Annotated in this window: 32 protein-coding genes; 17 read left to right on the plus strand and 15 right to left on the minus strand. The window is 59.7% G+C overall.

Going from position 1 to position 25,498, the window contains the following annotated elements:
• The first annotated feature begins 146 nt into the window (after window positions 1–146).
• Both HWW83_RS09440 and HWW83_RS09445 read left to right on the plus strand, forming a co-directional pair.
• Window positions 147–614 carry a ribonuclease gene (locus HWW83_RS09440; protein WP_033644465.1) on the plus strand — a complete coding sequence of 156 codons (468 nt, stop codon included), beginning with the start codon at window positions 147–149 and terminating at the stop codon, window positions 612–614.
• 5 nt (window positions 615–619) lie between these two features.
• Window positions 620–919 carry a barstar family protein gene (locus tag HWW83_RS09445; protein WP_033644909.1) on the plus strand — a complete coding sequence of 100 codons (300 nt, stop codon included), beginning with the start codon at window positions 620–622 and terminating at the stop codon, window positions 917–919.
• Window positions 920–949: 30 nt separating this feature from the next.
• On the opposite strand, the gene yjgA is transcribed toward HWW83_RS09445, so the two are convergent.
• A complete protein-coding gene (yjgA, locus tag HWW83_RS09450; RefSeq protein WP_004936968.1) occupies window positions 950–1,498 on the minus strand; it encodes a ribosome biogenesis factor YjgA in 549 nt (182 codons plus the stop codon).
• 179 nt (window positions 1,499–1,677) lie between these two features.
• Between yjgA and pmbA the strand changes: the two genes are divergently transcribed.
• Both pmbA and cybC read left to right on the plus strand, forming a co-directional pair.
• Window positions 1,678–3,018, plus strand: a complete 1,341-nt coding sequence (pmbA, locus tag HWW83_RS09455; RefSeq protein WP_042785444.1) for a metalloprotease PmbA — start codon at window positions 1,678–1,680, stop codon at window positions 3,016–3,018.
• Window positions 3,019–3,156: 138 nt separating this feature from the next.
• Window positions 3,157–3,543, plus strand: coding sequence for a cytochrome b562 (gene cybC / locus HWW83_RS09460; RefSeq protein ID WP_033644470.1), 387 nt, complete (start codon window positions 3,157–3,159; stop codon window positions 3,541–3,543).
• A gap of 4 nt (window positions 3,544–3,547) precedes the next feature.
• Here cybC and HWW83_RS09465 read toward each other — a convergent pair whose 3' ends face one another.
• The gene (locus tag HWW83_RS09465; protein WP_033644472.1) at window positions 3,548–4,330 is read right to left on the minus strand and encodes an AraC family transcriptional regulator; all 783 of its coding nucleotides are present in this window, start codon (window positions 4,328–4,330) and stop codon (window positions 3,548–3,550) included.
• A gap of 282 nt (window positions 4,331–4,612) precedes the next feature.
• Here HWW83_RS09465 and HWW83_RS09470 point away from each other — a divergent pair, with 282 nt between their 5' ends.
• From HWW83_RS09470 to HWW83_RS09480, 3 genes are read left to right on the plus strand one after another with little or no spacing between them, the layout of a single operon-like run.
• Window positions 4,613–6,067 (plus strand): FAD/NAD(P)-binding protein, encoded by a 1,455-nt coding sequence (locus tag HWW83_RS09470; RefSeq protein WP_160204649.1) that lies wholly within the window; start codon window positions 4,613–4,615, stop codon window positions 6,065–6,067.
• On the plus strand, window positions 6,064–6,945 hold the full coding sequence (locus tag HWW83_RS09475; protein WP_033644476.1) for a formyltransferase family protein: 882 nt from the start codon (window positions 6,064–6,066) through the stop codon (window positions 6,943–6,945). Before HWW83_RS09470 ends, HWW83_RS09475 begins: the two co-directional genes overlap by 4 nt.
• Complete coding sequence (locus HWW83_RS09480) at window positions 6,938–7,726, plus strand: sulfite exporter TauE/SafE family protein (protein WP_033644477.1); 789 nt, start codon at window positions 6,938–6,940, stop codon at window positions 7,724–7,726. Before HWW83_RS09475 ends, HWW83_RS09480 begins: the two co-directional genes overlap by 8 nt.
• Before the next feature lie 37 nt (window positions 7,727–7,763).
• Here HWW83_RS09480 and rnk read toward each other — a convergent pair whose 3' ends face one another.
• The gene (gene rnk / locus HWW83_RS09485) at window positions 7,764–8,174 is read right to left on the minus strand and encodes a nucleoside diphosphate kinase regulator (RefSeq protein WP_004936993.1); all 411 of its coding nucleotides are present in this window, start codon (window positions 8,172–8,174) and stop codon (window positions 7,764–7,766) included.
• A 444-nt stretch (window positions 8,175–8,618) separates the two neighbouring features.
• On the opposite strand from rnk, the gene HWW83_RS09490 reads away from it, so the two are divergent.
• The 10 genes from HWW83_RS09490 to HWW83_RS09535 all read left to right on the plus strand — a co-directional run bounded on the left by HWW83_RS09490 (window position 8,619) and on the right by HWW83_RS09535 (window position 17,424).
• The gene (locus HWW83_RS09490) at window positions 8,619–8,945 is read left to right on the plus strand and encodes a glycine dehydrogenase (RefSeq protein WP_089192640.1); all 327 of its coding nucleotides are present in this window, start codon (window positions 8,619–8,621) and stop codon (window positions 8,943–8,945) included.
• A gap of 36 nt (window positions 8,946–8,981) precedes the next feature.
• A complete protein-coding gene (locus tag HWW83_RS09495; protein ID WP_004937000.1) occupies window positions 8,982–9,347 on the plus strand; it encodes a glycine-rich SFCGS family protein in 366 nt (121 codons plus the stop codon).
• Window positions 9,347–9,643 carry a DUF4312 family protein gene (locus tag HWW83_RS09500; protein ID WP_004937003.1) on the plus strand — a complete coding sequence of 99 codons (297 nt, stop codon included), beginning with the start codon at window positions 9,347–9,349 and terminating at the stop codon, window positions 9,641–9,643. The genes HWW83_RS09495 and HWW83_RS09500 overlap by 1 nt, the downstream gene beginning before the upstream one ends.
• Before the next feature lie 30 nt (window positions 9,644–9,673).
• On the plus strand, window positions 9,674–10,450 hold the full coding sequence (locus HWW83_RS09505; RefSeq protein ID WP_004937006.1) for a DUF4311 domain-containing protein: 777 nt from the start codon (window positions 9,674–9,676) through the stop codon (window positions 10,448–10,450).
• Window positions 10,451–10,461: 11 nt separating this feature from the next.
• Window positions 10,462–11,112: a DUF4310 family protein gene (locus HWW83_RS09510; protein WP_004937013.1), complete on the plus strand. Its 651-nt coding sequence runs from the start codon at window positions 10,462–10,464 to the stop codon at window positions 11,110–11,112.
• Window positions 11,113–11,175: 63 nt separating this feature from the next.
• Window positions 11,176–12,315 carry an amidohydrolase/deacetylase family metallohydrolase gene (locus HWW83_RS09515; RefSeq protein WP_033644479.1) on the plus strand — a complete coding sequence of 380 codons (1,140 nt, stop codon included), beginning with the start codon at window positions 11,176–11,178 and terminating at the stop codon, window positions 12,313–12,315.
• Window positions 12,299–13,417: a DgaE family pyridoxal phosphate-dependent ammonia lyase gene (locus HWW83_RS09520; protein ID WP_033644482.1), complete on the plus strand. Its 1,119-nt coding sequence runs from the start codon at window positions 12,299–12,301 to the stop codon at window positions 13,415–13,417. The genes HWW83_RS09515 and HWW83_RS09520 overlap by 17 nt, the downstream gene beginning before the upstream one ends.
• Window positions 13,414–14,154 carry a 2-dehydro-3-deoxy-phosphogluconate aldolase gene (gene dagF / locus HWW83_RS09525; protein WP_033651249.1) on the plus strand — a complete coding sequence of 247 codons (741 nt, stop codon included), beginning with the start codon at window positions 13,414–13,416 and terminating at the stop codon, window positions 14,152–14,154. The genes HWW83_RS09520 and dagF overlap by 4 nt, the downstream gene beginning before the upstream one ends.
• Before the next feature lie 87 nt (window positions 14,155–14,241).
• On the plus strand, window positions 14,242–15,456 hold the full coding sequence (locus HWW83_RS09530) for a lactonase family protein (RefSeq protein ID WP_176589239.1): 1,215 nt from the start codon (window positions 14,242–14,244) through the stop codon (window positions 15,454–15,456).
• Window positions 15,457–15,507: 51 nt separating this feature from the next.
• Window positions 15,508–17,424, plus strand: a complete 1,917-nt coding sequence (locus HWW83_RS09535; RefSeq protein WP_033644486.1) for a BglG family transcription antiterminator — start codon at window positions 15,508–15,510, stop codon at window positions 17,422–17,424.
• Window positions 17,425–17,428: 4 nt separating this feature from the next.
• Here HWW83_RS09535 and HWW83_RS09540 read toward each other — a convergent pair whose 3' ends face one another.
• From HWW83_RS09540 to kdsD, 12 genes are all read right to left on the minus strand, one after another.
• Window positions 17,429–17,851, minus strand: a complete 423-nt coding sequence (locus HWW83_RS09540; RefSeq protein WP_033644489.1) for a helix-turn-helix domain-containing protein — start codon at window positions 17,849–17,851, stop codon at window positions 17,429–17,431.
• Window positions 17,848–18,159 (minus strand): type II toxin-antitoxin system HigB family toxin, encoded by a 312-nt coding sequence (locus tag HWW83_RS09545; protein ID WP_004937033.1) that lies wholly within the window; start codon window positions 18,157–18,159, stop codon window positions 17,848–17,850. The genes HWW83_RS09540 and HWW83_RS09545 overlap by 4 nt, the downstream gene beginning before the upstream one ends.
• 294 nt (window positions 18,160–18,453) lie before the next feature.
• Window positions 18,454–18,726: a PTS phosphocarrier protein NPr gene (gene npr, locus HWW83_RS09550; protein WP_004937034.1), complete on the minus strand. Its 273-nt coding sequence runs from the start codon at window positions 18,724–18,726 to the stop codon at window positions 18,454–18,456.
• Window positions 18,723–19,577 (minus strand): RNase adapter RapZ, encoded by an 855-nt coding sequence (gene rapZ / locus HWW83_RS09555; protein ID WP_015379177.1) that lies wholly within the window; start codon window positions 19,575–19,577, stop codon window positions 18,723–18,725. Before rapZ ends, npr begins: the two co-directional genes overlap by 4 nt.
• Before the next feature lie 127 nt (window positions 19,578–19,704).
• Window positions 19,705–20,166 carry a PTS IIA-like nitrogen regulatory protein PtsN gene (gene ptsN / locus HWW83_RS09560; RefSeq protein WP_016930212.1) on the minus strand — a complete coding sequence of 154 codons (462 nt, stop codon included), beginning with the start codon at window positions 20,164–20,166 and terminating at the stop codon, window positions 19,705–19,707.
• A 155-nt stretch (window positions 20,167–20,321) separates the two neighbouring features.
• Entirely contained in the window at window positions 20,322–20,609 is a 288-nt protein-coding gene (hpf, locus tag HWW83_RS09565; protein WP_004937038.1) for a ribosome hibernation promoting factor, read from the minus strand.
• A gap of 23 nt (window positions 20,610–20,632) precedes the next feature.
• Entirely contained in the window at window positions 20,633–22,066 is a 1,434-nt protein-coding gene (gene rpoN / locus HWW83_RS09570; protein ID WP_004937039.1) for an RNA polymerase factor sigma-54, read from the minus strand.
• A 52-nt stretch (window positions 22,067–22,118) separates the two neighbouring features.
• Window positions 22,119–22,844, minus strand: a complete 726-nt coding sequence (gene lptB / locus HWW83_RS09575) for an LPS export ABC transporter ATP-binding protein (protein ID WP_004937040.1) — start codon at window positions 22,842–22,844, stop codon at window positions 22,119–22,121.
• Window positions 22,845–22,850: 6 nt separating this feature from the next.
• Window positions 22,851–23,390 (minus strand): lipopolysaccharide ABC transporter substrate-binding protein LptA, encoded by a 540-nt coding sequence (lptA, locus tag HWW83_RS09580; protein ID WP_025160121.1) that lies wholly within the window; start codon window positions 23,388–23,390, stop codon window positions 22,851–22,853.
• Window positions 23,359–23,937: an LPS export ABC transporter periplasmic protein LptC gene (gene lptC / locus HWW83_RS09585; RefSeq protein ID WP_033644491.1), complete on the minus strand. Its 579-nt coding sequence runs from the start codon at window positions 23,935–23,937 to the stop codon at window positions 23,359–23,361. Before lptC ends, lptA begins: the two co-directional genes overlap by 32 nt.
• Entirely contained in the window at window positions 23,934–24,488 is a 555-nt protein-coding gene (kdsC, locus tag HWW83_RS09590) for a 3-deoxy-manno-octulosonate-8-phosphatase KdsC (protein ID WP_004937049.1), read from the minus strand. Before kdsC ends, lptC begins: the two co-directional genes overlap by 4 nt.
• Before the next feature lie 17 nt (window positions 24,489–24,505).
• The gene (gene kdsD, locus HWW83_RS09595; protein ID WP_033644492.1) at window positions 24,506–25,492 is read right to left on the minus strand and encodes an arabinose-5-phosphate isomerase KdsD; all 987 of its coding nucleotides are present in this window, start codon (window positions 25,490–25,492) and stop codon (window positions 24,506–24,508) included.
• Window positions 25,493–25,498: the final 6 nt, after the last annotated feature.

The following is a 25,498-nucleotide window of genomic DNA, read 5'->3' on the forward strand; positions in this document are numbered from 1 at the left end:
GTGGCATCATTGACATGAATGGATGAAACCCTCACCGCCGCGAAAACGCAACGTGTCGGTCATCTTAGTTTCATCCAGGTCGACTATATACCTAACTAGCCTGGGGGAGCTGCGGCGCCTCCGGCGGCATAATTTCAGGGAATGTCATGAACAAGCGGATTCTGTTGGCGATTGTCATCGCCGTGGTCATCGCCGTCTTCAGCGCGTTGCGCGGCAACGAGCACCGTGCGATTGGCGGCAATGCGGCGGTGGTGCAAGCGCCGGCGGGGCAGCAACAGAGCATCGATCGGCTCACGCAGCAGCAAACGGTGGTGAGTTACCTGCAGCAGCATCAGCGGCTGCCGGATTATTACATCACCAAGAAGCAGGCGCGCGAGCAGGGCTGGGACCCGCGCTCAGGCAACCTCTGTTCGGTATTGCCGGGCAAGGCGATTGGCGGCGATCGATTTTCTAACCGTGAAGGGCAACTGCCGAGCGCCGGCGGCCGGGTCTGGCGTGAAGCGGACATCAATTACCAGTGTGGCCGGCGCGGCGCCGATCGCCTGCTGTATTCGAGCGACGGTCTGATCTTCGTCTCGCGTGACCATTACAAAAACTTCATTCGTGTGGAGTGAGTTTGATGGCGAAAGTAGAGTTTGATTTTGAGCAGATCCAGGATGTGCCGGCCTTCTACCGCGATTTCGCGCATAAGTTTGCGCTGGACGAGGGGTTTGGCGCCAACCTCGACGCGCTGTGGGACGTGGTGACCGGCGATATCGGTCTGCCGGTGGAAATCGAGTTCACCCACCTCAATGCCCGCAGCAAGCGTCGTTTTGGCGCGATCATTCTGCTGTTTGAAGAAGCGGAAGAAGAGCTGGAAGGCAGCCTGCGTTTCAATATCCGCGAAAGCAGCGGTGAACCGGCGCATCACCGGGGATGAAACGGGTTCATCCCGGGATAGCGGCGGCGCTTAGTCAGCCGCTTCGGCCAGCTCGCGCAGGTATTGGAAGATCTGGCGGTAAGCCTTAGGCGGCTTGTTGGCGGCCTTCTCTTTCTGCGCATTGCGCACCAGTGACCGCAGCTGTTGACGGTCGGCGGCCGGATACAGATCCAGGATCGACGGAATGACGTCATCGCCTTCTTCCACCAGGCGGTCGCGCAGCGCTTCCAGCTTATGGAACAGCGAAACCTGCTGGTTGTGGCGGTTTTTCAGCTTGTCGAGTGCAGTCTGGATCGGCTCGATATCGCGGGCGCGCAGCATCTTGCCGATCAGCTGCAGCTGACGGCGACGGCCTTCTTTCTTGATCTTCTGCGCCAGCTCGATGGCGGCGCGCAAATCTTCGTCCAACGGAATGCGATCCAGCGCGTTTTTGCCCAGATCGACCATTTCGGCCCCCAGGTCTTTCAGCGCTTCGGCATCACGTTTAATTTCACTTTTACTGACCCAGATAATCTCGTCATCGTCCTCGTTTTCATTCTCCGGGACATCGTCGAGCCAGTCTTCAGGCTGTTTGTTCATGGTAGGCTCCGTTAAAAAGAGGCTAATCCTAACAGGTTGCCGGCTTTATGCGAAATTCAACGCGGTTCCTGTTAGACTCAACGGCAGAGATCTCAGGATTTTTGCGCGCCGCCCCGCGTGCACAACTACGCCGCTCCGGCACTTTTCTCAACGATTTTCTGATTAATTATGGCAGATTGATGAAAGTAGTCACTCAAGTTGCAGAACAGCGCAAGGCGCTGGAACAGGCCGTTTCTCAGGCTCTGGAGCTGGCACGCGCCGGTTCCGACGCGGCGGAAGTCGCGGTCACCAAATCGACCGGCATCAGCGTCAGCACCCGCTTCGGCGAGGTGGAAAACGTCGAGTTCAACAGCGATGGCGCGCTGGGCATCACCGTGTATCACCGTCAGCGTAAAGGCAGCGCCTCTTCCACCGATCTCAGCCCGGATGCCATCGCCCGCACCGTACAGGCGGCGCTGGACATCGCGCGTTACACCTCTGAAGATCCCTGCGCCGGCCCGGCGGAGAAAGATTTGTTGGCGTTTGAGGCGCCGGATCTCGATCTGTTCCACCCGACCGAGCTGGACGCCGAGCGCGGCATCGAGCTGGCGGCGCGCGCCGAGCAGGCTTCGCTGGCGGCGGACAAACGCATTACCAACACCGAAGGCGGCAGCTTCAACAGCCACTACGGCATCAAGGTGTTCGGCAACAGCCACGGCATGCTGCAAAGCTACTGTTCCAGCCGTCATTCGCTGTCCAGCTGCGTCATTGCGGAGCAGGACGGCGACATGGAGCGGGATTACGCTTACACCATCGGCCGTGCGATGGGCGATCTGCACAGCCCCGAGTGGGTGGGGCAGGAGTGCGCCCGCCGCACGCTGGCGCGTCTCGCGCCGCGTAAACTGTCGACCATGAAGGCGCCGGTGCTGTTCGCCTCCGAAGTGGCCACCGGGCTGTTCGGCCATCTGGTGGGGGCCATCAGCGGCAGCAGCGTCTACCGCAAATCCACTTTCCTGCTGGACGCGCTCGGCAAGCAGATCCTGCCGTCGTGGCTGACCGTCGAGGAACACCCGCATCTGCTGAAAGGGCTGGCGTCAACGCCGTTCGACAGCGAGGGCGTGCGCACCCAACGGCGCGATATCGTCAAGGATGGCGTGCTGCAAACCTGGCTGATGACCAGCTACTCGGCGCGCAAGCTGGGCCTGCACAGCACCGGCCATGCCGGCGGCATCCATAACTGGCGCATTGCCGGGCAGGGCGCAGACTTCGCCGGCATGCTGAAACAGCTTGGCACCGGCCTGGTGGTCACCGAATTGATGGGCCAGGGCGTCAGCGGCGTCACCGGCGATTATTCTCGCGGCGCCGCCGGTTTTTGGGTGGAAAATGGCGAGATCCAGTATCCGGTCAGCGAGATCACCATCGCCGGCAACCTGAAAGACATGCTGCGCAACATCGTCAGCGTCGGCAGCGATATCGAAACCCGCAGCAATATCCAGTGCGGTTCGGTGCTGCTGCCGGAAATGAAGATCGCCGGCCAGTGATCCTCTGTGCGGTCGGCGCCCGCCGGCCGCGCGTTATCCCGCCTCAACCTTGCTTACAAATCTCCGGTTTCGATTTTGCCCGGCCTTGCCTATGGTAGCGGTGGGTTAACTAAAACAATAACTGGAAGGTGAGCAAACATGCAGAATACCCTGAAAGCGCTGGCGGCGTTGACGCTGCTGGCGGCCAGTTCGCTGGCGGCCGCCGCCGATCTGGGCGACGATATGGACACCCTGGCGGAAAACTACAAAACGGTGCTGAATACCGACTCCGCCGCCACCCTCAAACAGAGCCTGCAGAACATGCGCGCCGCCGCGCAGGATGCCAAGCAGGGTACTCCGCCGAAACTGGAGAGCAAAGCCGCCGACAGCCCGGAGATGAAAGATTTCCGCAGCGGGTTGGATACCCTGATCGGCCAGATCGATCAGGCGCTGGCGCTGGCCAATCAGGGCAAAGTCGCCGAAGCCAAGCAGCTGGCGCAGGGCTTCAAGCAGACCCGCGACGCCAACCACAAGAAATTCCGCTAACCCGTCAACCGTCGCGCCCGTCTTCCGTCAGATAGGAGGAGGGCGCCTGCCCCAGCACGCGGCGAAACATGGTTGAAAACGCCGCGCTGCTGTCATATCCCATCTCCATGGCCACCTGCGTCACGCTGCGCCCTTCGGCCAGCAGCGCCAACGCCAGCACCACGCAGGCGCGCTGACGCCATTGCGAAAAAGGCAGGCCGGTCTGCGCGCGAAAGAAGCGGCTGAAGGTGCGAATGCTCATGTACAGACGAGGGGCCCATTGCTGCGCGGAGTCGTGGGCGTCGGGGTGCTGCAAAAAGGCGCGGCACAGCTCGCCCAGCCGAGGATCGGCGGGCAGCGGGATGTGCAACGGCAAGGGTTGCAGCCGGGCCAGCTCGTGCAGCAGCAACGTCGCCAGCGCCCCGTCGCGTCCCTCCCGCTCATACTCCAGCGGCATGTCCACCGCCGCCATCAACAGTTGGCGCATCAGCGGGGTGACGCTAACCACCTGGCAAACCTGAGGCTGTTCGGCGGGCAACGCGCCCGGTTCGAGGTACAGACTGCGGGTAGTGACGCCGACCATTCTCACCGCGTGCGGCATCTGCGGCGGCAGCCACACCGCGTGCTGCGGCGGGACGATCCAATTGCCTTGCTGCGTGAAAACGTGCATGACGCCGGTGGCGCCGTACAGCAACTGCGCGCGCCGGTGGCTGTGCATCGGCAGCAAATGCCCCGGCGGATAATCGGTGCCGATGGCGATTACCGCGCGCGCTACGTGGTCGATGTCATCAATGCGGACGTTGCGCATGTGTCCTCTTTGGCGGCAGGTTGGCCGAAACGCAATGATAGTTGGCCTTTCATATAAAGCAAGCCAGCGGCGGTCGCCCTACTATCGGGGCAGAAAAATAACGCTTGTCCGGGGCGCCGTTATTTTATCGGCCATAAAGCCCGCGCAAGTTTTCACACCGGGGTGAGAAGAAGGTTTTCGTTCTCGCAATACAAGAAGTTAATAAGGAATAAATCGTCATTTTATTCCAACACCTGAAGCAATAGTTCTTAGCGTAGTTCAATGACTATAAGGTGATATTTCATGTATAAGTTCGGTGTGATTGGCGGCGGAGCCGCCGGCATCTCTTTTGCGTATAACTTTATAAAAAATAAGTCGGTTAATCATTGCAAAAGGCCGCTTTCCCTGACGGTGTTCGACAAGCAGGGCTTCAAGGGCGGTATGGCATACAGCAGCGATTTTGACAGCCATATATTAAATATGACGCCAGAAAATATGTCGGCGGATATTTTCGACGACGCGCACTTCGTTGATTGGATCGCCATGCATTTCCCGCAGTTTTGCCAGGATCGTTATCCGCCGCGTTGGCTGTATCGGGAATATCTCGATTTTATTCGCGACATGACGATGTATATGGCGGCGGACAGCAACGTGGCGCTGAATTTCGTGACCGCCGAAGTGAATGCCATTGCGCCGCACGAGGCAGGCTATCGGCTGACCACCGCCTGCGGCTCCGCCGAACAGATGAACGCGCTGGTGTTGTGTTCGGGGCATAACCCGCCGGAATGTCTCTATCCGGTGGACGGGGTGATCGCTTATCAGGCCCACCGGGATCTGCCGCCGATCAACCCTTACTCAACCATCGGCGTGATCGGCTGCAGCCTGACGGCGATCGACGCCATCGTTGAACTGATGGAGCGCCTGGGGGCCACCGATATCTGCGCCCTGTCGCGTTCGGGCCTGTTCCCCAGCGTGCAACCGGCGTTGATGCGTCCGCCGCCGGAGGCGTTTGTTGAGGGGCTGCGGCGCTTTGTCGCCGGTAACGATTTTATTGATGCGCATCAGCTGGTGCATGCGGTCAACGCCGCGCTGGCGCGTCACTATCCGGGGCCGGAACGATTGACGGTGCTCTCGGCGCTGGGGGAAAGGCGCGATTGCTACCGCGATCTGGCGGACAGCCTCGACCGGGCGCGCTTTGCCCGTGAGCACATCTGCAGCTACCTGGCGGCGATCCATCCGACGGTGTGCGCCGCCTGGGTCAAAATGGATGCCAACAACCGGCAGATCTTCATGCGCTTTTACAACTCCTCCTGGATGCGCAATCGGCACGCCATGCCGATCAAGAACGCCTACAAGATCGTGGCGGCGTTGGAGAGCCAACGCCTGCGCGCCTGCGGTGGCCTGGCGGATATCAGCAAGGGGGCGGACGGATTTATCCTTCGTTGCCATGAGACGCGGGTGCATGCGCAGTATCTGTTCAACTGCACCACGCCTTCTTATCAACTGCCGCCCAACCGCCTGAGCCATCAACTGCTGCAAGACGGGGTGGTGCAGGAGAACCTGTTCGGCGGCGTGAAGTGCAACCCGCACACGCTGAAAATCGCCGATCGCCGCGGCCGCGAGCAGCATCTCTACTCGCTCGGCGCGCCCGCCAAGGGCGACCTTTTTTACACCTCGGCGATGGAATCCATCACGCGAGATATCAGCAAAATCGTGTTTAACAACCCTATTTTCAACGCAAAGAAGGCTGAAGCATGAAAAACGTAGCGCTCTTTGTCGGCAACGACATTTTCTCCTGGCTGGTATGTCAGGATCTGATCGCCGCCCTGAAAGGCGAGTGTGCTTTTACGGTGTATTTCCCCCTGGCGAAAAGCGGCGGCCGCGCCCAGGAGCCGGCGGTTCGCCGCCTGGGGCTGTATGAGCGCGAGGTGCTGAACGATTTCGTGTTCCCGTTCGTTGGCCGCAACGCCGCCGCCTGTGAGGGCGCCTATCAGCCGCCGGCACTGTTCCTGGCCGCCGCCGGGGTCAAAGCGCATCGCGTTCTCGACATCAATGACGCCGCGTTTATCAGCAGCCTGGGTCATATGGACGGGGTGATTTCTTTGCGCTGTTATCAGAAATTTTCCGCCGACTATGTGCGCGCCTTCAGCCGGCGCGGCAAGCTGCTGTGGAACCTGCATCCGGGTGACTTGCCGCGCTATCGCGGGGTGATGACGCTGTTCCGCGCGATGATGAACGGTGACAAGGACTGTGCGGTGACGCTGCATGAAATGGACGAACATTGGGATGCCGGCCCGGTGCTCGCCCGCCTGCCCGCCGAGCTGCGCCACGACCTGTCGTTCCTGGAAAACATGATGTTGCTGGGCGTGCAGAGCGGCACCTTCCTGGCGCGCCAGCTGATGCGGGCGGAACGGAGCGAAGCGATAGCGGCGGAAAAGCAGGGCGATTCGCGCTATTGGGGCTTCCCGGATGCGCAGACGCTGGCGCAGGCGGAACAGGCGGGCATTGAGCTGGTGGATCACGACGCCGTGCGCGAGCAGTATCTGGGGCTGTTTGTCGGCGATCGTTTCCACCCGCTGGCGGGGCAGTTCTGCGCCGGGTTCGACGACTTCGTGCGGGCGCACGGCCATGATTGAAATGTTAATCGTTCTGGGTGCCGGTTTTCTGACCGGCATCACCACCATTCTGTTCGGCTTCGGCGGCGGCTTTGTGGTGGTGCCTTTCGTTTACCATTTGATCTCCGCCTCAGGCGAGCAGCCCGGCCAGGCGATGCATATTGCGGTGGCGACCTCGACGGCGGTGATGATCCTCAACGCAGGGTACGCCACCCTGACCAACTGGCGCAGCGGCAACCTGCTGCGGGAAACCATCGTGCCGCTGATCTTTTTCATCGGCATCGGCGCGGCGCTGGGCGCGTTTGCCTCCTCGCTGCTGGCGGACGGCGTGATCCGCGTGTTGTTCGTGGCCTATATGGCGGTGACCATCGCCGACTGTCTGTTCCGCCGGGGGTTCCTGACCAAACCGGCGCGCGCTGAACTTTCCCCTGCCACGCTGTGGGGCGGCGGGCCGCTGATCGGCGGCATCGCCACACTGCTGGGGGTGGGCGGCAGCGTGATGACCGTGCCGCTGCTGCGCCGCCATGGCTATGACATGAAGTATTGCGTCAGCGCCGCCAACCCGCTGTCGATCCCGGTGGCGGTGATCGGGGCGCTGATGTATATCGTGTTGGGGTGGCGCGAGATGAGCGGGCCGCAGTATCTGGGCTACGTCAATCTGAACATTCTGGGGCTGCTGGTGGTGGCGGGGATTGCGGGGATCGTGTTTGCCAGGCGCTGTTTGCCGAAGGTGAGCGATGCGCTGCATGCCAAAATCTATGTGCTGCTGCTGATCGCCGTGCTGATCGCTATCTGCCTCTGAAACAGAAAGGGCGGCCGGATGCCGCCCTGAGAACCGCTTAACGGTGGTATTCGCCCGCCGCTTCCGGCTGGTACAGCAATTCCAGCACTTCAATCCGCGCTTCTTCACCGTTCGGCAATTGCCAGGAGATCTGCTTGCCGACGTGCATGCCGAGCAGCGCTGCGCCCAGCGGCGCCATCACCGACAGCTGATCGTGGCTGTCTTTCAGCGAGGCCGGGTAAACCAGCGTGCGCACGTGCTCTTCATCGGTGTGCAGATCGCGAAAACGCACGCGGCTGTTCATGGTCACCACGTTGGCCGGCATTTTCTCCGGCGGCAGGATTTCCGCGCGATCCAACTCGTCGTTCAGCGCGGCGGCGACGTCGGTGTTGGCAAAGGCCGGTTGTTCCAATAGCGCATCCAGGCGTTCCGCATCCAGCTCATTAATAGTAATGATGGGTTTGGTCATTCCACTCTCCAGTCAAATCAAAGGGCGCCAGTCTGTGCACCCATAAATTCGGAAAAACAACACAAAGCAACACCCCCGCGCCAGAGGAGCGGGGGTGTGGGTAATGTCGATTTGTCCCATTGATAGTAGGCGGTTGGGGCGAGAAAAGAAAGAGATCCCGATCACGAAGGCTTTTATCGTCAATCGAGGCAAAAAAAACCGTTAGCCGGGTTATGTAATTGTTATCTCATTTACTTTTTCGCCTTAACGCCGTTTTGCGAAATGGATCTCCGCGCGTCATTCGATTTCCACTTCGAACTGGAAAAAACCGGTCTCCACAGAAAATCTTACCGGGGGTAGGGTAAAGACATCACAGAAAGCGGGTTATTCAGGTGATGCGCTTTACGGCTTACTGATTAATGTGGGATCTAGGGGTACTGAAAAGTGAATGATGGATCTGCTTCGATAAAAGAAATTGAACAATCCGATATCAGCGAAGCCGGTGAGATCACCGCTCGGGTGCTGGCGGATATTACCGCGATGCTGAATGCTGAGAATATTTATACCAATGCGGTGCAGCAACAGATGCTGGAATCGCATATTCGCGCCATGGTGCTGCGCTCAATAACCGGTGAGCCGTTGCCGGAGGTGGATAAATCACTGTTCGACGAAATTTCCGCCGAGTCCATGCAAATGGCGGAGCGCGTGGTGGATCAGTTTGGCACATTGCCTATCGAAGAAGCCTATTTATTGTCCGTGCACTTCGAAGTGGCGAAAGATAATAACGCATAGCGGTTAACGCATCGATTTCAATCAGGAGAATATACCATGGGTCAAATTACCGTAGTGATCGGCGATCGTTTGGGAAAAGGGCAGAAAGTCGGCCAGGGCGTTGAAAACGCAGGCGGAAAAGCGGTGGTTATCCCCGGCGTGGCGGCGGATATGAAGCTGGGCGACGTCATGAAAGCGGAAAACGCGCAGCTGGGCATCTCTTTTTGCGGCAGCGGCGGTGCCGGCGCGATTACCGCGCAAACCAAATACGGCTACAAAGCCAAATACGGCATGCGTTCGGTGGAAGAGGGCGTGACGGCAATTAACGAAGGCTGCAACGTGCTGGGGTTCGGCTTTATGGATAAAGAAGAGCTGGGCCAGAAACTGGTGGAAGCCTACGTCAAAAAACATGGCAACCCATAATGAAAGAGCAATATACCACATCGGTAAAGGTGGAGGGTAAAGGCGACAGCAAAGCGAAAGCTTTTGCTTCCGCCTTGGCTAATGTGCAGGGCGCGGTATTAAAGTCCACCAACAATATTCTGCTGCGCATCGAGCCGCAGGACGTCAGCGTGGTGAAAGCGGAAGAGAAAATAACAAAAGAGAAATTTCTTTTCTTCTTTTTGCCGCGTGAAAGAAAGAGCTATGCCGTTTCTCTGGAAATAACCGTGAACGTAACCATTATCAATACCGAGAAGGTTGTCTTCGTCACGAAATAAAAACGTTAGCATAAATGAAAGGGTATACTGATGTTTTTAATCATCTTATTTAAATCGATTATTATCGGTGGGCTGGTGGGGGTTGGCGTAGGGGCCGGCGCCGCACGCATGTTCCACGCGCCGACAACACAGGGCATGGGGGCGTTTCGCACCCTGGGCGAGCTGAACTCCTGCGAGGGCGATCCGGCTTCCCACTTCTCATTCGGTCTGGGCTTCTTCTTCAACGCCTGGGCGTCTTCCGTGGCGGCGGGCTCCTTCACGCAGGACGTCGATCACCGCATCATCCCGCACTGGGGCGCGGCGGCCCTGATGGTCAAGAACCGCAATCTGGCGCAAACGCTGCACGATCCGAAAAAAATGGCCATCGCCTGCGGCATCATCGGCATGCTGGTGGTGGCCTTCCTCAATACCACCGCTTCCGCCGTGCCTGCCGCGCTGCAGGTCACCGCGATCAAGGTGCTGGTGCCGGCGGCCAACCTGCTGGTGAACACCGTGATGCCGGTGATCTTCTGGCTGGCGGCGATCGACGCCGGGCGCCGTTCTGGCTTCTGGGGCACCATTTTCGGCGGCCTGGCGCAGCTGATCATGGGCAACGCCGTACCGGGCCTGGTGCTGGGCATTCTGATCGGCAAAGGCGTGGAAGAGAGCGGCTGGAACAAAATCACCAAGATCATGATGGCGGTGATCGTGCTGCTGTTCGTGCTGAGCGGCTTCTTCCGCGGCTTCGACATGAAAGTTCTCGAGTCCTTCAGCCTCGGCGTGCCGGGCTGGCTGGACGCCATTCACAACACCCTGAGCGGTAAATAAGGAGCGGGATGATGGAAGAGCAAACCCAAAAAGGCTTCTGGTACGCCGACTGGTCATTCCCGATTTTTGTTGGCCTGCTGTCCTCCGGCGTGTTCGCCGGGACGCACATGTACTACCTGTACGGCATCGGCGCCTTTAACGAAGTGGCCTTCGTCTCCATGCTGCGGGCGGGGATGGATACCGGCGTGTACGGCGCGGTGGCGGCGTTCGGCGCCAGCTTCCTGTTCGCGCGTATCATCGAAGGTTCGCTGGTAGGCATCCTCGACATCGGCGGCGCGATCCAGACCGGCGTCGGGCTGGGCGTACCGGCGCTGCTTTTGGGGGCCGGCATCGTGTTCCCGGTCGCCAACTTCGCCGCTTCGCTGGCCACCGGCCTGATCATCGGCCTGGCGATCGGTTATGTGATCATTCTGGCGCGCAAATTCACCATCAATCAGAGCAACTCCACCTACGGGGCTGACGTGATGATGGGCGCGGGCAACTCCTCGGGCCGCTTCCTCGGGCCGTTGATCATCCTGTCGGCGATGACCGCCTCGATCCCGATCGGCATCGGTTCGCTGCTCGGCGCGCTGCTGTTCTATATCTGGGGCAAACCGATCACCGGCGGAGCGATCCTCGGCGCGATGATCCTGGGGGCGATCTTCCCGGTAGCCATTTCTTAAGAGGCCTGCGCCAGGCGCCGCCCGAAACTGCGGCGGCGCCCGGGCTAACAGGAGCAATGCGGTATGTATGACTTAGTAATCAGAGGCGCCAGACTGGCGGACGATACGCTGATCGATCTGGCGGTGAAAGACGGCAAAATAGCCTCGGTGGGGCGGTTGGCGGCGGATGTCAGTGCCGTTCGCCAGCTGGATCTGGCGGGCAACTGCCGCCTGAGCGCCGGTTGGATCGATGCGCACGTGCACTGCTATCCCGAATCGCCGATCTACCATGACGAGCCGGATCGGGTCGGCGTCGCCAGCGGCGTCACCAGCGTGGTCGATGCCGGCAGCGCCGGTGCCGACGATATCGATGCCTTTTATCAGCTGACGCGCAGCGCCAAAACCAACGTTTTCGCCTTCCTCAATATTTCGCGCATTGGCCTGCTGCGGCAGAACGAGCTGGCGGAGTTGACGGACATCGACAAGCGCGAGGCCGGCCAGGCCATCGCCAACCATCCCGGTTTCATCATCGGCATCAAGGCGCGCATGAGCAGCAGCGTGGTGGGCAAGAACGGCACCCGGCCGCTGGTGTTGGCCAAAGAGATCCAGCAGGAAAACCGTCGGCTGCCGCTGATGGTGCATATCGGCAACAACCCGCCGGATCTGGACGATATCGCCGATCTGCTGACCCGTGGCGACATTATCACCCACTGCTACAACGGCAAACCGAACCGCATTCTGACGCCGGCGGGCACACTGCGCGAGTCTATCCAGCGCGCGCTGCGGCGCGGCGTATTGCTCGACGTAGGGCACGGCACCGCCAGCTTCAGCTTCGAGGTGGCGCGCCAGGCGATCAAACTGGGCATTTTGCCGCACACCATCAGCTCCGATATTTACTGCCGCAACCGCATGAACGGGCCGGTGCACAGCCTGGCGACGGTGATGTCCAAATTCTTCAGCGTCGGCCTGACGCTGCCGCAGGTGATCGCCTGCGTGACGGAGAACGCCGCGTCGGCGCTGCAGCTGAGCGGCAAAGGGCGGCTGGAGCCGGGCTATGACGCCGATTTCACGCTGTTTGAGCTGCGCCGCGAACCGCAGGTGTTCGCCGACGCCGAAGGGCAAACCGCCGAGGGCGAACGGCTGCTGGTGCCGCTGGCCGCGGTGGTGGCCGGGGAAATCCTATTAACCGAACAAGGGGAGGCAAGCCATGTCTTCGATTTATGAAAAATACGGTTTGAAGCAGGTGATCAACACCTCCGGCCGTATGACCATTCTCGGCGTTTCCACGCCGCGCCAGGACGTGATCGACGCCGTTGATTACGGCCTGAACCACTATTTCGAAATCAAGGATCTGGTCAACAAGACCGGCGCCTACATCGCCGATCTGCTCAACGTGGAAGATGCGGTGATCGTCTCCTGCGCCTCGGCGGGCATCGCCCAGTCGGTGGCGGCGGTGATCGTTAAAGATAACGCCAATCTGCTGGTGAACCTGCATTCGGCGCCGATCGCCGTGCCGCGCGAGATCGTGCTGCCGCGCGGTCACAACGTCAACTTCGGCGCGCCGGTGGACACCATGGTGGCGCTGGGCGGCGGCAAGGTGGTGGAGGCGGGGTACGCCAACGAATGTTCGCCGGAGCAGATTGAAGCCTGCATCACGCCGCAGACTGCGGCGATCCTGTACGTCAAATCGCACCACTGCGTGCAGAAAAGCATTCTGTCCGTCGAACAGGCGGCGGTGGTGGCGCGCAAGCATAACCTGCCGCTGATCGTCGACGCCGCGGCGGAAGAAGATCTGATGTGTTACTACCAGATGGGGGCCGATCTGGTGATCTACAGCGGCGCCAAAGCCATCGAGGGGCCGACCAGCGGTCTCGTGATCGGCAAGAAACAGTACGTCGAGTGGGTGAAGTTGCAATCCGGCGGCATCGGCCGGGCGATGAAGGTCGGCAAAGAGGGCATCCTCGGCCTGACCCAGGCGATTGAAAGCTATCTGACGCTTGAGAAAACCACCGGGCAACAGATGGTGGAGCGGATGACGCCGTTCCTCGACAGCCTCAACACCCTGACCGGCGTCAGCGCCAAGACCGTCTGGGACAGCGCCGGCCGCGATATCGCTCGCGCCGAGATCACCTTTGATGAGGCGGTGCTGGGGCGGTCGACTTATGACATCGTCCAGGCGTTGAAAACCGGCGATATCGCCATCTACTTCCGCGGCTACAAGGCCAACGAAGGCAAGATTGAGGTCGACGTGCGCAGCGTCGACGAGCGGCAACTGATGACCGTCTTTACCTGTATCAAAAATCTGTTTACGGAGAAACAAGCATGAAGCTGCAGCCTAACTACTATCGCGACCGCGTCTGCCTGAACGTGCTGGCCGGCTCCAAAGCCAACGCGCAGGACATCTACGCTGCGGCGGAAGGCCATGTGCTGGTGGGCGTGCTCTCCAAGAACTACCCGGACGTCGACAGCGCGGTGACCGACATGCTGCGCTATGCGCGCCTGATTGAAAACGCGCTCTCGGTCGGCCTGGGCGCCGGCGATCCTAAGCAGTCGGCGATGGTCAGCCTGATCGCTCAGCAGGTGCAGCCGCAGCACGTTAACCAGGTGTTCACCGGCGTCGGCGCCAGCCGCGCGCTGCTGGGCCAGAACGACAGCGTGGTCAACGGCCTGGTGTCGCCGACCGGCCGCGTCGGTTGGGTGAAGATCTCTACCGGCCCATTAAGCGCCGCGGCGCCGGACGGCATCGTGCCGGTGGAAACCGCCATCGCCCTGCTGAAAGACATGGGCGGCAGCTCCATCAAGTATTTCCCGATGGGCGGCCTGAAGTGCAAGGACGAGTACCAGTACGTAGCCAAGGCCTGCGCCGAGCATGACTTCATGCTGGAGCCGACCGGCGGTATCGATCTGGAGAACTTTGAGCCGATCGTCGAGATCGCGCTGGCGGCCGGCGTGAAACGCGTGATCCCGCATATCTACAGCTCGATCATCGACGCCACCAGCGGCGATACGCGTCCGCAGGACGTGAAAGCCCTGCTGGCGATGACCAAAAAGCTGGTGGGTTGAACGCGTAATGGGATGAGGTAAACGCTGGGAGGCGAAGGTTTTCCCGTGGCGCGGCATGCCGCGCCGTTACCTATATTGAGGACTACTATGCGAAACTGGCAGGCTCCAACCCGACGCGCCGCGTTGTTCCTGGCGCTGCTGGCCGTGACCGGCCCGGCGCTGCATGCTGAGGATGCAATGAACTCCACGTCATCTCATTTTGCCTATATCGGCACCTACAATCCCAACGGCGAAGGCGTTTACCGAGTGCGGGTCGATCCGGCCAGCGGCGCGTTGAGCCAGGTTACGCTGGTCAGCAACGTGCCGAATCCGGCGCAGCTGACGTTGAGCACTGACGGCAAGACGCTGTATGTCGCCAGCGAAGTGGCCGATTTCAACGGCGGCAAGCACGGCGGCATCACCGCCTACTGGGTCAATCCGGCCGATGGCGCACTGACGCAGCTCAACCAGGTGGATTCGCAGGGGGCAGGGCCGGTGTATCTCACCTCGACGCCGGACGGGAGGCATCTGCTGGTAGCGAACTACGTCAGCGGCAGCGTGGCGGTCTTCCCGATTGAAGCGGACGGCAGCCTGGGCGCCGCCAGCTCGGTGCAGCAGCAACAGGGCCCGGCGGGCGCGGCCAAACCGGCGGCAGCGGTGAACGGCAGCTTCGCCATCAGCGATCACAACGGCCCGCATGCCCATATGATCGCCAGCGATCCGAGCGGCAAGTTCGTGTTCTCCACCGATCTGGGATTGGATCGCATCTACCAATGGCGCTTTGACGCCGCGAGCGGCCGGCTGACGCCGAACGATCCGCCGTGGATCGCCGCCTCTTCCGCCGGCGCGGGGCCGCGTCACTTTGTGTTCCATCCGGACGGCGAAACCGTGCTGCTGGTGAACGAAGAGGCCTCGACGTTGACCAGCTACCGTTTTGATCGCCAAAAAGGTACTCTGAAACAACTGCATGCGGTTTCCGCGCTGCCCGCCGACTATCAGGGCACCAGCTTCGCTTCGGGGCTGGCGCTCAGCAAGAACGGCGACACGCTGTACGTCGCCAACCGGCTGCATAACAGCATTGCCCAGTTCAGCGTGGGCGCCGGCGGTGAGTTGAAACCGGTGGCGGAAACCTGGACGCGTGGCGATTATCCGCGTTCGCTGGCGCTGAGCCCGGATGGCCGCTATCTGTATGCGTTGAACCAGCGCAGCGATAACGTCACCCGCTTCAGCGTCAACCCGACGGACGGCAAACTCAGCTTTGTGGGCGGCTATCTGCCGATCGGCAGCCCCTCGCAAATGGCGTTCCTGCCGCCGCCGAAGTAACCTGTGGCCCGCCCGGTTCACCGGGCGGGCCGCCTGATTGACGGACACAGAATGGTGCGATTTCCTTACCCGCGTTTGGCTTACTTGTTCGATGCTTTGCAAACCGAGACTTTGCCGCAGGATGAGCTGGCGAAGCGTTTCGCCGTGTCCACCCGCACGGTGCGGGCGGATATCACCGCGCTGAACGAGATCCTGGACAAATATGGCGCGCGCTTCGTGCATAGCCGCGGGGCCGGCTATCGTTTGCAGGTCGATAATGCCGCGCTGTTCAGCGCCCTGCAGCATCAGGAGCGCCGCAAACACGCCACCCCGCGCAGCGCGCAGGAGCGAGTGCATTATCTGCTGGTGCGTTTTTTGACCTCAGCCTTCTCCCTTAAACTGGAAGATTTGGCTGACGAGTGGTTCGTCAGCCGCGGCACGCTGCAAAACGACATGGCTGAGGTGAGAGAGCGTCTGGCGCACTATCAATTGACGATCGAAACCAAGCCGCGCTACGGCATGAAGCTGTTCGGTGCGGAGATGGCGATCCGCGCCTGCCTGACCGACCTGCTGTTCCAGCTGCAGTTGGCCGACGCCGAGAACCCGCTGCTCAACAACGAGATCCTGCTGCAGCCGCAGGTGGCGGCGTTCGCCGGATTGCTGCACCCGCTGCTGTCGCAATATGCCATTCGTCTGACCGACGAGGGCGAGCAGTACCTGATTTTCTACTGTGCGGTGGCGCTGCGGCGCATCAACGATGGCTATCCGCTGTCGGACTTCGAGGTGGAGGACGGCGACGAGGCGGTGCGCCAGGTGTCGACCCGCCTGGCGGCGGAGCTGCGTGCGGCCTCCGGCAAAGAGATCTCGATGGCCGAAGAGGCCTATCTGCGGGTCAACATCGCCGCGCGCCGCGTGCAGGACGTGCAGCCGACCGAAATCAACGCCGACGATGAAGAAGCGCTGGTGGACTACATTCTTTCCTACATCAACGCACACTATAACTACAACCTGCAGGGCGACGAGCAGCTGCGGGCCGATCTGCTTACCCATATCAAGACCATGATTACGCGGGTGAAATACCAGATCAACATCCCCAATCCGCTGTTGGCCAACATCAAGCAGCACTATCCGATGGCTTACGACGTGACGCTGGCGGCGGTCTCCAGCTGGGGCAAGTACACGCCTTATACGCTGAGCGAGAACGAAATCGGTTATCTGGTGCTGCACATCGGCGTGGGGCTGGAGCGGCATTACAACATCGGTTATGAACGCCACCCGCAGGTGATGCTGGTGTGCGACACCGGCAACTCGACGGTGCGCATGATCCAGGCGCAGATTGCGCGCAAGTACCCGCAGCTGGTGATGACGCGCATCGTCTCGCTGCGCGATTATGAGATGCTCGCGCACATCGACGAAGACTTCGTGATTTCCAACGCCCGCATCGGCGAAAAGAACAAGCCGGTAGTGGTGATGTCGCCGTTCCCGACCGATTATCAGCTGGAGCAACTGGGCAAACTGGTGCTGGTGGATCGCACCCGACCGTACATGCTGGAGAAGTTCTTCGACGCCGAGCATTTCATGGTGCTCAACGAGCCGCTGACGCAGGCGGAACTGTTCAGCCGGGTGTGCGGCCAGCTGGAGCGGGAAGGGTACGTCGGCGCGGACTTTTATCCGTCGGTGGTCGAACGCGAGGCGATCGTCTCCACGCTGCTGGGCGAAGGCATCGCGCTGCCGCACTCGCTGGGGCTGCTGGCGAAAAAGACCGTGGTGGTGACGCTACTGGCGCCGCAGGGCGTCGCCTGGGGCGAGGGCGAGGTCGCGCACGTGATTTTCCTGCTGGCGATCAGCAAGAGCGACTATGAAGAGGCGATGGCGATCTATGAGCTGTTCGTCACCTTCGTGCGTGAACGCTCAATGAGCCGCCTGCTGGGCAGCGACAGCTTCGACAGTTTTAAGGCGGTGGCGCTGGACTGCCTGAGCCGGAGTTGAGGGGCTAATCTGCTTCCGGCAGGAACAGGGCTGGGGGCAGATTGAAGCGTTTGGCCAGCGCCATAATGTGCGGAATGGTCAGCGATCTTTTGCCGTTCAGGATTTGGTTGACCAACGACTTTTTGCCGATCTCATGTTCAAAATCACTTTGGCTGAGTTGGTGCTGTTCCATCAATACGCGAAGCGCGGCCACCCCCTGCGGGAGTTGGGCGATACGCTGGTTGAATGCGGTAAATTCGGCGCTGTTGTCTTCATATTCGGCGATTTTTTTTGCCAACATGTCAATCAGCGGATGGCGTTCATCGTTTTCCAGCAGATATTCCACCAATTCGAGCGCTTCTCGGTAGTCTTGCTGAGCGTGGCTGCCCTGCAATAAGGGTACGGCGCGCAGTAGCGCATCGGCCGCCTTAATGGCATCTGTAATCATGACGAACTCCTTCGATAGTGCTGCATCAGCTTGTCGTATTCGGCGTGGCTAACGATATGCTTTATGAAGACTTTCTGTGTCTCGAAGCTGGCAAAGAACAAGATCCGCAGGTGGTTGCCGCCAACGTCAATGACCCACCATTTCTCTTTGTACTTCATACGATCGAGCGAAGGAAAAAGCGCTTTTAACTCGTCCGGCGTGCGGAACTCACCCCGTCGCAACGCTTTATAAATGGCCTCGAGAGCAGTGGCTTCATTGGGATATTGCTTCGTTGCGTTATTGAACGGTTCCCTGGAAATGATATGCATCGTTCCTTCGATTCCTACCCGGTGAACATTATAGCGACTGCCGGTGAAGTTCACAAATTGTAAACTTTCTGTTGTCCCGCTAGCAAAGCGTGGGGAAACATCCGCCTGTTGTCTGTTTTTGCGTTACACACTATTGCGATTACCGTGGTGGGGGTAAATCCATGACGTGAATTTACAGGCGGTTACGGCTGATTCTGGAAGCGGATTCGCAAAATGAGAAACGGGAGGGCTACGTTATGGGAGGGGCGGAGGCAACACATGCGCCGAGGCGACGCATGGGAAGAGTCTCAGCGACTAATCTTCATCAAACCCGGAGTTGAACAGCTCGACCACCGCCGCCAGCGCGTTGACTTCATCGGGGCCAGTCGCTTCGACTTCGATGTGCCGACCCTGGGCGGAGTCCAGCATCAGCAGCGCGATGACGCTGCTGGCTTCGGCTTCGGTGCCGCTTTCGTTGCGCAGCATCACTTCGGCGTCGAAGCTTTGCACCAGTTCGAACAGTTTCATCGCCGGGCGCGCGTGCATGCCCAGCTTGTTTTTGATTTCAACCGTCTGTTTGACCGTCATTGCTTGCGCTTTTCCAGCGTGCGGTGGCGCGATTGTACGTTCTTGCCGCGCGAGCGGAAGTAATCGGCCAGCTGTTCCGCCACGTACACCGAACGGTGTTTGCCGCCGGTACAGCCGATGGCGACCGTCAGGTAGCTGCGATTGTTGGTTTCCAGCATCGGCAGCCACTGTTCCAGATAGCTGCGGGTCTGATAAATGAAGTTATGCACTTCGGTATGGCGATCGAGGAACGACGCTACCGGCTTGTCCAGACCGGTCATCGGCCGCAGCTTCGGATCCCAGTGCGGGTTAGGCAGGAAGCGCACGTCGAACACGTAGTCGGCGTCGATCGGAATGCCGTGCTTGAAGCCGAAGGATTCGAACACCATCGTCAGTTCGCGCTCGCGCTTGCCGAGCAGGCGGGTGCGCAGCATTTCGGCCAGTTCGTGCACCGACATTTCCGAGGTGTCGATAATCAGGTCAGCCCGCGAGCGCAGCGGTTCGAGCAGATCGCTCTCTTCGTCGATCGCGCTTTCCAGCGACAGGTTTTTGCTGGAGAGCGGGTGCAGGCGGCGGGTGTCGCTGTAACGGCGGATCAGCGTGTTGCGATCGGCGTCGAGGAACAGCAGCTGCGGCGAGAAGCTGTCCGGCAGCTGAGTCATCGCGTATTCGAACACTTCCGGCGATTCCGGCATGTTGCGCACGTCGATGCTGACCGCCGCGGAGATATTGCGTTCCGCCAGCGTATTGGCGAGCTGCGGCAGCAGAACCACCGGCAGGTTGTCAACGCAGTAAAAACCCATGTCTTCCAGCGCCCGCAAGGCGACGGATTTTCCGGAACCGGAACGGCCGCTGACAATCATCAGCACCATGTGGCAACTCCCCTGGCATCGCGGCGGCGTTCATCGCCACCGTTAAACTTTGTTATTCCGGCCGCAGCCGGATCCATCATCGTAAAACAGTATCGTTATCCGGGCTGGAAGTCACGCCGGCCGGGCATCACTCGGTGATGATTTGGTAAAGTTCTTCGTCGCTCTGCGCGGCGCGCAGGCGGCGGCATACGGTTTTGTCTGCCAGGCGTTTGGCGACCAGCGACAGCGTATGCAAATGGGTTTTGCACTGATCGGCAGGCACCAGCAGCGCAAACAGCAGATCGACCGGCTGATTGTCGATAGCGTCGAAAGCGATGGGTTGGTCGAGACGGATAAACACGCCAACGGCCCGCAGTGTGTCCTCTTCCAGTTTGCCGTGGGGAATGGCGATACCGTTGCCGATACCGGTGCTGCCCATGCGCTCCCGGGTGAGAACCGCGTCAAACACCACCTGCGAAGGCAGATTGAGCTGTTTGGCGGCCAGTTCGCTGATAATTTCCAAAGCCCGCTTCTTGCTGGTGCAGTGTACCGAGCTTTTGGTGCACTCGATGTTTAACACCGAGCTTAATTGCATATATTCGTTGTTCATCTCATCTTCACTTAAAACCGCGCCGCCGGGCGAACCCGGCAAGGCGGTTTTTCGTCGGTTTTGACCCTGATTACCGTTCGGCGCGTCACCCATGCGGGTCACGCGCCGAAGGGAGAGGCGGCGACGGATGCCGCCTCACGGAATGGGTCAGGGTGTCAGTGTTGCTTCAATTTGTCTTTATGTTTGTTCAATTGACGTGCCAATTTGTCGATCAGCGTATCAATTGCGGCATACATATTCTCGTCTTCCGAGGTGGCGTGCAACTCGCCTCCATTCACGTGCACCGTTGCTTCCGCAATTTGCTGCACTTTTTCCACACTTAATACAACATACACCTGATTGATGCGATCAAAATACTGTTCGAGTTTGGCGAACTTGTTGTTCACGAACTCGCGCAACGGATCGGTGATTTCGATGTGGTGTCCGGTAATGTTGAGCTGCATAGTGTCTTCCTTCTCAATAGAGGTCAAACCAACTGTTTGCGCTGGTTCGACGGCGGGATGGACAAAGACTCTCGGTACTTGGCGACGGTGCGCCGGGCCACGATGATCCCCTGATCGGCGAGCAGGGTGGCCAGCTTGCTGTCGCTGAGTGGTTTGGCGGGGTTTTCCGCCGCAATCAATTTCTTCACCAACGCGCGGATCGCCGTCGAGGAGGCTTCGCCGCCGCTGTCGGTATTCACGTGGCTGGAGAAGAAATATTTCAATTCGAAAATGCCGCGCGGGCTGTGCAGAAACTTCTGCGTGGTGACGCGCGAGATCGTCGATTCATGCATCTCCACGGCCTGGGCGATATCCGCCAGCACCATGGGTTTCATAAACTCTTCGCCTTGCTCGAAGAACGCCTGCTGCTGATCGACGATGCAGCGGGTGACCTTCAGCAACGTCTCGTTGCGGCTCTCCAGGCTTTTAATCAGCCACTTGGCTTCCTGCAGGTTGCTGCGGATGAACTGGCCGTCGGCTTCGCTGCGGGCGCTGTTGCCCAGCGCGGCGTACTGCTGATTGATCTTCAAACGCGGCACGCTGTCGCCGTTGAGCTCGACCGTCCATTTGTTCTGCGTTTTGCGCACCAGCACGTCCGGAATGACGTATTCCGATTCGCCGGTATTGATCGACTGCCCTGGGCGCGGATCGAGCGACTGAATCAGCAGCATCGCTTCTTTCAGTGTATCTTCTTTTAGCCGGGTTGATCGCATCAGGCTGCGAAAGTCGTGGTTGGCCAACAGATCCAGATGCTCGCTGATGATCAGCCGCGCTTCGGCCAGATAAGGCGTATCTTTGGCGTATTGGGAGAGCTGCACCAGCAGGCAATCGCGCAGATCGCGCGCGGCGACGCCGATCGGATCAAAACGCTGCACGCGCTTCAGCACCGCCTCGACTTCCTCGAGGGTCACGTTCTCGTCGCCCAGGCTTTCCAGAATGTCTTCCAGCGGGACGGTGAGATAGCCGGTGTCATCCACCGCGTCGACGATGGAAGTGGCGATGGCGGCGTCGGTATCGGAAAACGGCGTCAGATCCACCTGCCACATCAGATAATCCTGCAGCGTTTGGGTGGTCTCGCCCTGATAGACCGGCAGCTCGTCGTCGCTGTAGTCGGTGCCGGTGCCGGACGGCGTGCCCGCGGTATAGATTTCATCCCAGGTGGCGTCCAGAGGCAGCTCTTCCGGCATGTCTTTCTGCTCCAAGGCCTCGCGGGTATCGAGCCCCTCGGTCTCCTGGGTTTCTTTGGCGTCGATTTCGTCGTGCAGATCGGTCTGTTCAAGCAGCGGATTGCTCTCCAGCGCCAGCTGGATCTCTTGCTGAAGCTCAAGCGTGGACAACTGCAGCAGGCGGATCGCCTGCTGGAGCTGAGGTGTCATGGCCAGCTGTTGGCTGAGCCTGAGTTGCAAACCTTGCTTCATAGTTTTCTGTCTACTTCCGTTAACGGTGTCGTCCCGCAGGACGCGCCGGCGCTTAGAGGCGGAACTCTTCGCCCAGATAAACGCGTTTAACCTGCTCGTCGGCCAGAATAGCATCCGGCGTGCCGTGGGCAATCAGTTTGCCCTGGCTGACGATGTAGGCGCGTTCACACACGTCCAGCGTCTCGCGCACGTTGTGGTCGGTGATCAGCACGCCCAGGCCGCTGTCACGCAGGTGCTCGATGATTTTCTTGATATCGATAACGGAAATCGGATCCACCCCGGCGAAGGGTTCGTCCAGTAGAATGAATTTCGGGTTGGCCGCCAGCGCGCGGGCAATTTCGACGCGGCGGCGTTCACCGCCGGACAGCGCCTGGCCGAGGCTGTCGCGCAGATGGGAGATATGGAACTCTTCCATCAGCTCTTTGGCGCGGTCTTCGCGCTGTTCGCTGGTGAGATCGGGACGGATCTCCAACACCGCCATCAGGTTGTCGTACACGCTCAGGCGGCGGAAGATCGACGCTTCCTGCGGCAGGTAACCGATGCCGCGGCGCGCACGGGCGTGCAGCGGCAACAGGCTGATGTCTTCCTCGTCGATCACGATGCGCCCGGCGTCGCGCGGCACGATGCCGACCACCATGTAGAAAGTGGTGGTTTTACCGGCGCCGTTCGGGCCGAGCAGGCCGACGATCTCGCCGGATTTCACTTTCAGGCTGACGTCTTCGACAACTTTACGGCCCTTGTAGGCTTTCGCCAGATTTTCTGCGATGAGTGTTGCCATAAGTGATTAGTTACTCTTTTTTTGCCCGTTTTTGTCTTGCAACTGCGACGGTACCAGAACCGTTGTCACGCGTTTGCCTTTGTCGCTAAACGCCTGCATTTGCTGCTGTTGCACCAGATAGGTGATGCGATCGCCTTTCACGTTGCTGTCGAGCTGCTCCAGATAGGCGTTGCCCGTCAGGGTCACCAGCTGGGTCGCCACGTCGTAACGCACTTTCTGCGCGTGGCCTTTGACCGGCTTGCCGCTGTCCTGCATCTGGTAGAAGGTTACCGGGTTGCCGAACGCTTCAATATAGGTCTTATTCTGATCTCCGCCCGGACGGGTGACCACCACCTTGTCAGCGCGGATATCGATGGTGCCCTGTTTGATCACCACGTTGTCAGTAAAGGTGCTGACGTTGCTTTGCATATCCAACGACTGCTTGAGCGAGTCGATGCTGACCGGCTGGCTGGAGTCGGATTTCAGCGCCAGAGCAGGGGCGCTGGCGGCCAAAACTAAGCTGCCGATCAACAGATTACGGAGTTGGTTTTTGGTTCTGGATTTCATAGTTGGTCTTAACCTTATCAATCAGCTCAGCGGTTTTGGTCCGCAGGTTCCCACGCATTTTCATGCCGTTAGAGGTAAAATTGGTCCCGTAAAGCGTGACTTCGTCATCGGAGGTGACGTCCTGGGTGACCAGGTTTACCTGAGCGTTGTCCGTCTTAATTTTTTCCAGCTGCGAGGTGGTGGTCAGGCTGTTTACCTCGACGTGGCCATACAGATACAGCATCCGGTCTTTCGTCAGTTTGGCGCGATCGGCGCGAACTGACCAGGTGGCCACCGCATTCTCGTCGAACAGCGTCATCACCGGCTGGGTGAACCAGCTCAGCTCGCCGGCGGTGTAATACTTCGCGTCTTCCGCCACCAGCTTATAATTCAGTTTACCGGCCGGATTGTACACCACGGTGACCGTGTGCTGGCTCTGGTAGGTCGGATCCTGATCGTTAGCCGGGCCAGGAGCCGTATCGTCGCTGAAGTCCGTCATGTTCCAGCCGATCAGCGCCAGAACGATCACCGTCAACAGGATGGTGATCCAAAGTTTGGTTTTACTCATATCGACAGCCCTTTGGCGTCCTCCAGCTTATTTTGAGCCAAAAGAATGATGTCGCACAGTTCGCGCACCGCGCCGCGGCCGCCGGCAATGCGGGTGACGTAGTGGGCTCGCGGCGTCAGCAGCGGATGAGCGTCTGCGACCGCGACCGCCAGGCCCACCTGCGCCATCACCGGCCAGTCGATCAGGTCATCGCCGATATAGGCGACCTGATCCGCCGTTAACGACAGTTTATCCAACAGTTCGCGGAAGGCCAAAAGCTTATCGGATTGCCCCTGATACAGATGGGTGATGCCGAGCGTTTGCGCGCGGTCTTCCAGCAGCCTGGCGGAGCGACCGGTAATGATCGCCACCTCGATGTCGGAGGTTTTCAGACAGCGGATGCCGTAACCGTCGCGCACGTTGAACGCCTTCAATTCTTCACCGTTGTTGCCCATGAAGATCAGGCCGTCCGACAGTACGCCGTCAACATCGCAAATCAACAGGCGGATGTTCCCGGCACGCGCCATAACCTCTTGTTCTACCGGCCCGTAGCAGGTTTCTACCATACCCATTCCGTTCTATTCCTTAATTAAACGACGCCGGCGCGCAGCATGTCATGCATATGTACCACACCCAGCAACTGGTCGCCATCGGCAACCAGCAACGCGGTGATGTGGCGTTGCTGCATCAGATTCAGCGCATCGACCGCCAGGAGGTTGGGACGCACCCGCACGCCGCCCGGCGTCATGACATCGGCGATCTTGGCTTCGTGCAGGTTGATGCCCATATCGAACACCCGGCGCAGGTCGCCATCGGTAAAGATGCCGGCGATTTTCATCAGATCGTCGCAGATCACCGTCAGACCCAGATTTTTGCGGGTGATTTCCAGCAGCGCGTCGCGCAATGAGGCGTCGGCGCTGACGTGGGGCATTTCGTCGCCGCTGTGCATGATATCGCTAACCCGCAGCAGCAGCTTGCGGCCGAGTGCGCCGCCCGGATGCGACAGCGCGAAATCTTCCGGCGTGAAACCGCGCGCCTTCAGCAGCGCGACGGCCAACGCATCGCCCATCACCAGCGTGGCGGTGGTGCTGGTGGTCGGCGCCAGCCCCAGCGGGCAGGCCTCCTGCGGCACCTTGATGCACAGGTGGATGTCCGCCGCCTTGCCCATCGAACTTTCCGGATTGTTGGTCATGCAGATGAGGGTGATCCGCTGCCGTTTCAACACCGGGATCAGCGCCAGGATCTCGCTGGACTCACCGGAGTTGGAGATGGCGAGCACGATATCCTGCGGAGTGACCATGCCCAAATCGCCATGGCTGGCTTCCGCCGGGTGAACGAAGAATGAGGGGGTGCCGGTGCTGGCGAAGGTCGCGGCGATCTTGCAGCCGATATGGCCGGATTTGCCCATGCCCATCACCACCACTTTGCCGCCGCAGGCGGCGATCGTTTCGCAGGCGCGGGTGAAGTCTGCGTTGATGTAGCTGTCGAGCTGAGCCAGCCCGTCACGCTCTATCTGAAGCACTTCTTTGCCGGCCTGTTGAAAATCGAAGCCCGGTTGCAACTCAATGTTCGACATACTCAT

It is taken from the genome of Serratia ureilytica (assembly GCF_013375155.1).
GTDB classification, from domain to species: Bacteria; Pseudomonadota; Gammaproteobacteria; order Enterobacterales; family Enterobacteriaceae; genus Serratia; species Serratia ureilytica.

Excerpts from the sequence above, each read along its gene's own strand:
- HWW83_RS09440 (WP_033644465.1), top strand. The coding sequence starts at position 147 with ATGAACAAGCGGATTCTGTTGGCGATTGTCATCGCCGTGGTCATCGCC.
- HWW83_RS09445 (WP_033644909.1), top strand. The coding sequence starts at position 620 with ATGGCGAAAGTAGAGTTTGATTTTGAGCAGATCCAGGATGTGCCGGCC.
- yjgA (WP_004936968.1), bottom strand. The coding sequence starts at position 1,498 with ATGAACAAACAGCCTGAAGACTGGCTCGACGATGTCCCGGAGAATGAA.
- pmbA (WP_042785444.1), top strand. The coding sequence starts at position 1,678 with ATGAAAGTAGTCACTCAAGTTGCAGAACAGCGCAAGGCGCTGGAACAG.
- cybC (WP_033644470.1), top strand. The coding sequence starts at position 3,157 with ATGCAGAATACCCTGAAAGCGCTGGCGGCGTTGACGCTGCTGGCGGCC.
- HWW83_RS09465 (WP_033644472.1), bottom strand. The coding sequence starts at position 4,330 with ATGCGCAACGTCCGCATTGATGACATCGACCACGTAGCGCGCGCGGTA.
- HWW83_RS09470 (WP_160204649.1), top strand. The coding sequence starts at position 4,613 with ATGTATAAGTTCGGTGTGATTGGCGGCGGAGCCGCCGGCATCTCTTTT.
- HWW83_RS09475 (WP_033644476.1), top strand. The coding sequence starts at position 6,064 with ATGAAAAACGTAGCGCTCTTTGTCGGCAACGACATTTTCTCCTGGCTG.
- HWW83_RS09480 (WP_033644477.1), top strand. The coding sequence starts at position 6,938 with ATGATTGAAATGTTAATCGTTCTGGGTGCCGGTTTTCTGACCGGCATC.
- rnk (WP_004936993.1), bottom strand. The coding sequence starts at position 8,174 with ATGACCAAACCCATCATTACTATTAATGAGCTGGATGCGGAACGCCTG.
- HWW83_RS09495 (WP_004937000.1), top strand. The coding sequence starts at position 8,982 with ATGGGTCAAATTACCGTAGTGATCGGCGATCGTTTGGGAAAAGGGCAG.
- HWW83_RS09500 (WP_004937003.1), top strand. The coding sequence starts at position 9,347 with ATGAAAGAGCAATATACCACATCGGTAAAGGTGGAGGGTAAAGGCGAC.
- HWW83_RS09505 (WP_004937006.1), top strand. The coding sequence starts at position 9,674 with ATGTTTTTAATCATCTTATTTAAATCGATTATTATCGGTGGGCTGGTG.
- HWW83_RS09510 (WP_004937013.1), top strand. The coding sequence starts at position 10,462 with ATGGAAGAGCAAACCCAAAAAGGCTTCTGGTACGCCGACTGGTCATTC.
- HWW83_RS09515 (WP_033644479.1), top strand. The coding sequence starts at position 11,176 with ATGTATGACTTAGTAATCAGAGGCGCCAGACTGGCGGACGATACGCTG.
- HWW83_RS09520 (WP_033644482.1), top strand. The coding sequence starts at position 12,299 with ATGTCTTCGATTTATGAAAAATACGGTTTGAAGCAGGTGATCAACACC.
- dagF (WP_033651249.1), top strand. The coding sequence starts at position 13,414 with ATGAAGCTGCAGCCTAACTACTATCGCGACCGCGTCTGCCTGAACGTG.
- HWW83_RS09530 (WP_176589239.1), top strand. The coding sequence starts at position 14,242 with ATGCGAAACTGGCAGGCTCCAACCCGACGCGCCGCGTTGTTCCTGGCG.
- HWW83_RS09535 (WP_033644486.1), top strand. The coding sequence starts at position 15,508 with ATGGTGCGATTTCCTTACCCGCGTTTGGCTTACTTGTTCGATGCTTTG.
- HWW83_RS09540 (WP_033644489.1), bottom strand. The coding sequence starts at position 17,851 with ATGATTACAGATGCCATTAAGGCGGCCGATGCGCTACTGCGCGCCGTA.
- HWW83_RS09545 (WP_004937033.1), bottom strand. The coding sequence starts at position 18,159 with ATGCATATCATTTCCAGGGAACCGTTCAATAACGCAACGAAGCAATAT.
- npr (WP_004937034.1), bottom strand. The coding sequence starts at position 18,726 with ATGACGGTCAAACAGACGGTTGAAATCAAAAACAAGCTGGGCATGCAC.
- rapZ (WP_015379177.1), bottom strand. The coding sequence starts at position 19,577 with ATGGTGCTGATGATTGTCAGCGGCCGTTCCGGTTCCGGAAAATCCGTC.
- ptsN (WP_016930212.1), bottom strand. The coding sequence starts at position 20,166 with ATGAACAACGAATATATGCAATTAAGCTCGGTGTTAAACATCGAGTGC.
- hpf (WP_004937038.1), bottom strand. The coding sequence starts at position 20,609 with ATGCAGCTCAACATTACCGGACACCACATCGAAATCACCGATCCGTTG.
- rpoN (WP_004937039.1), bottom strand. The coding sequence starts at position 22,066 with ATGAAGCAAGGTTTGCAACTCAGGCTCAGCCAACAGCTGGCCATGACA.
- lptB (WP_004937040.1), bottom strand. The coding sequence starts at position 22,844 with ATGGCAACACTCATCGCAGAAAATCTGGCGAAAGCCTACAAGGGCCGT.
- lptA (WP_025160121.1), bottom strand. The coding sequence starts at position 23,390 with ATGAAATCCAGAACCAAAAACCAACTCCGTAATCTGTTGATCGGCAGC.
- lptC (WP_033644491.1), bottom strand. The coding sequence starts at position 23,937 with ATGAGTAAAACCAAACTTTGGATCACCATCCTGTTGACGGTGATCGTT.
- kdsC (WP_004937049.1), bottom strand. The coding sequence starts at position 24,488 with ATGGGTATGGTAGAAACCTGCTACGGGCCGGTAGAACAAGAGGTTATG.
- kdsD (WP_033644492.1), bottom strand. The coding sequence starts at position 25,492 with ATGTCGAACATTGAGTTGCAACCGGGCTTCGATTTTCAACAGGCCGGC.